Source organism: Rhizobacter sp. P3_B12, from assembly GCF_056402895.1.
Genome location: NZ_JBFUGN010000601.1, coordinates 1 through 3,826 on the forward strand (window position 1 = coordinate 1; position 3,826 = coordinate 3,826).

Below are 3,826 nucleotides of genomic sequence, written 5' to 3' on the forward strand. Positions count from 1 at the left end.
GGGCATGTAGACCTCGGGCTTGAAGGCGATCGTCAGCATCTCGTCGCCAGCCTGGCTGTCCACCGCGAGGGGTGCTGCGATCTGCCCGGTCTGGATGACCATCAGCGGGCCGCCGCCGCGGCGCAGGAACAGCAGGTCCCAGGAGCCGTCGGGCAGCGCCACCTCGCGCGTGTCGCCGGCGTAGCGGGCGCTGCGGACCTTCGCCACCAGGGGCGAGTCCGCCACACGYTCTTCTTCAGTGATCGTTCCTTCCGTGGGGGGCATCCTGTGGCGCCTGCAGTCCGACGAAGAAGCGGCGCAGGTCATCGGCGACGAGGTCGGGGTCGGTCTCGCTGGCGAAGTGGCCGCCGCGCGGCATCTCGGACCACTGTAGCACCCGGGTGTGCGAGCGGGCGACGAAGCGGCGGACCGAGCGGAAGTCGTTCGGGAACACGGCCACCGCGGTCGGCGTGGGGTTGGGCAGCTCGCGGTAGCCGGCACCGCTGGCAGCGTTGGCCAGGTAGAACTCCGCGGCCTGCCCGCCGGTGCCGGTGAACCAGTACAGCGACACGTGCGTCAGGAAGCGATCGCGGTCGACCTCGGCGCTGCGCTCGCCTTCGAAGCCGAAGAACAGCTCGGCATTCCACGACAGCAGCGCGGCCGGCGAATCGACCAGCCCGTAGGCCAGCGTGCCGGGGCGCTTGGACTGGATGTCGACATAGCCGGCGTACTTGCGGAAATGGTCCAAGGTCTTGAACCCTTCCATCTCGAACGCCGACAGCCCGTCCATCTCGCCGGGGCTGCCGTTGGGGAAGGCGAAGACCTGCTGCAGGTGGACGCCGACCAGGCCCTCGGGCGCGAGGATGCCCAGCTCGCGCGCGATCAACGCGCCCACGTCGCCGCCTTGCGCGCCATAGCGGGTGTAGCCCAACCTCTTCATCAGCGTGTCCCAGGCGGCCGCGGTGCGGGCCGCGTCCCAGCCGGTGGCGGCCAGCGGCGACGACAGCCCCATGCCCGGCACCGACGGGATCACCAGGTCGAAAGCGATCGAGGCATCGAGGCCATGGCTGCGCGGGTCGGTGAGCGGGCCGATCAGGTCCAGGTACTCGGCCGGCGAGCTGGGCCAGCCGTGCGTCAGGATCAACGGGAAGGCGTTGGGCTCCTTCGACTTCACGTGGATGAAATGGAGGGTCTGGCCGTCGATCTCGGTGATGAACTGCGGATGGCGGTTCAGGCGCGCCTCCTGGGCGCGCCAGTCGAATCCGTCGGCCCAGTACGCGGCCAGCTCGCGCACCAGCGCCAGCGACTGGCCATGGCCGAAGCCCGGGTCCACCGGTTGCGGCCAGCGCGTGGCCGCAAGGCGGCGCTGCAGGTCGACGATCCGCGCTTGCGGGATCTCGATGCGGAACGGGCGGATCGCGGTGTTCGTCGTGTTCATCATGGCTCCTGGCGGTGATCAGTGGTGAGGGYTTCACTGTCTCGCAACGCCGCCCGGCGATCTTGTAGAAATCCGACGCCGCAGGTAGTCCCCACAATTGCCGCTTGGATCGCTTCTTGCTACCGTCCCCAGCTTCACTGAACACGGACTGCAGAGCATCACATGTCAGGAAGTATTTTCCCGAGGCCCATCGGCCGCTCCCTGCTGGCCGCCGCCGCGATCGTCGCGGGCGCCTCGTTCGCAAGCGGCGCCGCGGCGCGCGACCTCGTGGTGGCGCTGAAGACCGAGCCCACCTCGATGGACCCGCAGTACCACGCGCTGACGCCGAACATCCAGCTCTCGCAGACGCTGTTCGAACCGCTGGTCTGCGTCGATGCCGATCTCAAGCCCGAGCCCTGCCTCGCCGAATCCTGGAAGGCCGACGGCCGGGTCTGGACCTTCAAGCTGCGGCCCAACGTCAAGTTCTCCGATGGCACGCCGATGACCTCGGCCGACGTGCTGTTCACGATGGACCGCGTGCCCAAGGTGCCCAACAGCCCGTCGTCGTTCAAGGTCTACCTGCAGAAGGTCGAGAAGATCGAGGCGCCCGATCCGCTGACGGTGCGCATCACGACGACCGAGCCGTACCCGCTGCTCGCGATCAACATGGTGGGCCTGCCCATCATGTCGGCCAAGGCCGCCGCCGGCTCGGCCCCCGAAGGCAAGACCACCACCGAGCTGAACGCCGGCACCGGCCTGGTGGGCACCGGCCCGTACAAGTTCGTCTCGTGGAAGCGCGGCTCGGAGATCATCTTCGAGCGCAACCCGCACTACTGGGGCAAGGCACCGGCCTGGGACAAGGTGATCTACCGGCCGATCAGCAACCCGGCCGCGCGCGTCGCCGCGCTGCTCGCCGGCGATGTCGACCTCGCCGAGGATCCGCCCACCGACGACCTGGAGCGCTTGCGCAAGGAGCCCAAGCTGACGGTGGAGACCAAGGCATCGAACCGCGTCATCTACGTGGCCCTCGACCAGAACGGCGACAGCACGCCGGGCATCACCGCCACTTCCGGCGGGCCTGTGGCCAAGAACCCGCTGCTCGACAAGCGCGTGCGCGAAGCGCTGTCGCTGGCTGTCGACCGCACGGCGCTGGTCTCGCGCACCATGGGTGGCGTGGCCACGCCGGCCGCGCAGCTGCTGCCGTACCCGATGTCCGGTGCCAGCAAGAACCTCGTCACCGCGGCCAAGCCCGATCCCGAGAAGGCCAAGGCGCTGCTGAAGGAGGCCGGCTACCCCGACGGCTTCACGCTGGTACTGGGCACGCCGAACGGGCGCTACATCAACGACAGCAAGGTCGCGCAGACGCTGGCCGCCATGTGGACGCGCATCGGCGTCAAGACCTCGATCGACGCCAACGCGCCGGCCGTGTTCTTCAAGAACCGCGACACCTACACGTACAGCGCCTACCTCGCCGGCTGGGGCACCGCGACGGGGGAAATGTCGAACACGCTGATCGCGCTGCTGGTCACGCCCGACAAGGACAAGGGGCTGGGCACCACCAACCGCGCCCGCTACTCGAACCCGGCGATGGACAAGCTGGTCGCCGAGGCGTCCGCCCAGATGGACGACGCCGCACGCGCCGCGACGCTCGCGAAGGCCAGCGAACTCGCGATGGCCGATTTCGCGATGCTGCCGATCCACTTCGAGCACTCGGTGTGGGCGATGAAGAAGAACGTCAGCTTCAAGGGCCGCGCCGACCAGCAGACGATGGTCCAGTACGCGGTGCCGGCCAAGTGACCGGCGTGAGGGCAGGGCAGTACCGGGCACGCTGATGTCGGCTTTCATCATCCGCCGCCTGCTGCAGGCGGTTCTCGTGATGGCCGTCATGTCGGGCCTGGTCTTCGTCGGCCTCTACGTGGTCGGCGACCCGGTCTCGATGATGGCCAGCGCCGAGGCCACCGAGCAGGACCGCGCCGAGATCCGCGCCAGCTTCGGGCTCGACAAGCCGCTGTGGCAGCAGTACGGCATCTTCATGTCGCATGCGCTGCGGCTCGATTTCGGCAAGAGCTTCCTGACCGGGCAGTCGGCGATGGGCCTGATCCTGGAGCGCATGCCGGCCACGCTGGAGCTCGCGCTGGTCTCGATGGGCCTGTCGGTGCTGGTGGGCATTCCGCTGGGCATCTGGGCGGGCCTGCGGCCGCAGGCGCTCAGCACGCGCGGCATCATGGCGGGCTCGGTGCTCGGCTTCTCGCTGCCCAACTTCTGGGTCGGGCTGATGCTGATCATGGTGTTCGCGGTGCAGCTCGGCTGGCTGCCGGCCAGCGGGCGCGGCGCCACGGTGCACCTCGGGCCGCTCGACCTCAGCGTGCTGACGCTCGACGGCTGGTCGCGCCTGCTGCTGCCGGCCGTGACGATCGCGCTCGCGAAGAG

Annotated in this window: 4 protein-coding genes; 2 read left to right on the forward strand and 2 right to left on the reverse strand. The window is 68.9% G+C overall.

The genetic code is table 11. From position 1 onward, the window contains the following. Positions 1-225, reverse strand: a 225-nt coding sequence (locus AC1D01_RS24490; RefSeq protein ID WP_477870984.1) for a hypothetical protein, incomplete at its 3' end; no start/stop codon positions are given. 10 nt (positions 226-235) lie between these two features. Next, a complete protein-coding gene (locus AC1D01_RS24495; protein ID WP_477870986.1) occupies positions 236-1,417 on the reverse strand; it encodes an epoxide hydrolase family protein in 1,182 nt (393 codons plus the stop codon). A gap of 162 nt (positions 1,418-1,579) precedes the next feature. Here AC1D01_RS24495 and AC1D01_RS24500 point away from each other — a divergent pair, with 162 nt between their 5' ends. Together AC1D01_RS24500 and AC1D01_RS24505 are read left to right on the forward strand one after the other, a co-directional pair. After that, a complete protein-coding gene (locus tag AC1D01_RS24500; protein ID WP_477870988.1) occupies positions 1,580-3,193 on the forward strand; it encodes an ABC transporter substrate-binding protein in 1,614 nt (537 codons plus the stop codon). A 34-nt stretch (positions 3,194-3,227) separates the two neighbouring features. Further along, positions 3,228-3,826, forward strand: a 599-nt coding sequence (locus tag AC1D01_RS24505) for an ABC transporter permease (protein WP_477870990.1), incomplete at its 3' end; no start/stop codon positions are given.